The organism is Microcoleus sp. OTE_8_concoct_300 (assembly GCF_031383065.1).
Lineage (GTDB): Bacteria > Cyanobacteriota > Cyanobacteriia > Cyanobacteriales > Microcoleaceae > Microcoleus.
Genome location: NZ_JANMZH010000026.1, coordinates 1 through 1,273 on the forward strand (window position 1 = coordinate 1; position 1,273 = coordinate 1,273).

At 48.2% G+C, this 1,273-nt stretch carries 1 pseudogene; it reads right to left on the reverse strand.

The features are described 5' to 3' along the window. Window positions 1-1,236, reverse strand: a pseudogene (locus ACUVJL_RS01505) (DEAD/DEAH box helicase); the annotation flags it as partial. Between the last annotated feature and the right edge of the window lie 37 nt (window positions 1,237-1,273).

The window sequence follows — 1,273 nt, forward strand, 5'->3', positions numbered from 1 at the left end:
GTCCCAAGAAGAGTTGAGATCGATCGCCGACGCAGGATTAGACACCAATCGTGCCATATCTAAAGCCAGTCGCCAATCCAATAACCCGTGATAAGCAAGGTTTTGATAGTCCCGCAAACACAAATTGCAGGAAGTATCACATTCACTTTCATGTGCTTGAGGGTTCATCCACTGACTGGCAATACTTCCTGGAATCGTTGGTTCTGCCCGATCCATCAGTTGTTGAAACTCATTCGGCTGGGCGAGAAACCGACAATAACCCGCCCCATTTTCCAACTGATCGCAAAGAAAAGCTTGACCTATAATCGCTCCATTCTGCTCTAATGAACGAAAACCTGCCTGTAACTCAAGTGCATCCACATCGAGAAGAGAAGCAGCCGCTACCCGCAGCCAAAACGCGAAAGAATACCAAGCAGCACGGCCTTCAACTGTAGTTGGATTGGCAAATATGCCATTAGGCCATTGCACAAGATTAACTAGCAGAATGTCGGTTTTTCGGGAAGACAATAATGCCACTCGGTAGGCATTACCAGACGTACCGACCTGGCTATTGGGGTCAGGAGATACAGCATAAGCTCCGGGTTTCTGCCGTCCAAAGACAGTTGCCTGCTGAAAGTCGAATCCCCCCTCGCCACCATTATCATTAACAGAAATGATATTGTCATTGAATGCAGATACAGAAGCATTAAGGACAGATACAGGCGTGCTATTATTTGCAGGCGTGTCATCATCATCCTTATCCTTCGGAGGGATACTCAAAGAAGGTCGTGTCGATCGCGGTTGCCATTCAAATTGGCCATCAAAGTCCTCTGGTTGCAAGTCTGTAAAAAATGCCTTGGGTTCTCTAGCATCTATGCAACGCATCGCATCCTTTACACCGCAAACTGGACAGGGAGTTGTTGGCGATCGCTGACCGCCCGGTAGTGGTTGATTTAAGATTATGTGCGGGTAAATTACCGCTTGGCAGTTACTACAAAGTCCGAGAGATTGGTTGCCATTTGGTAGTGCAGGGGCAAACCCTGAATCTGAAGCAATTGTGTTGCCTTGAGGATATAACTCAACTACACCACAGGCAGTGTGAACAGCTTTATCTTTGACAGTTTGCGACCCTGGGGCAAATTGGCTAATAGCTACATCAAGGTTGCGATCGACTATTCCCGTCTCTGGTGGCCATTGAGCGCCCGGTGAGGGCCAGCGCGTGTAAAGCAAACGTACCCGCGTTGGAAAACCAAACATCGGTAATAACCCCGCATTGGCCAAACGTTCGCTCAAC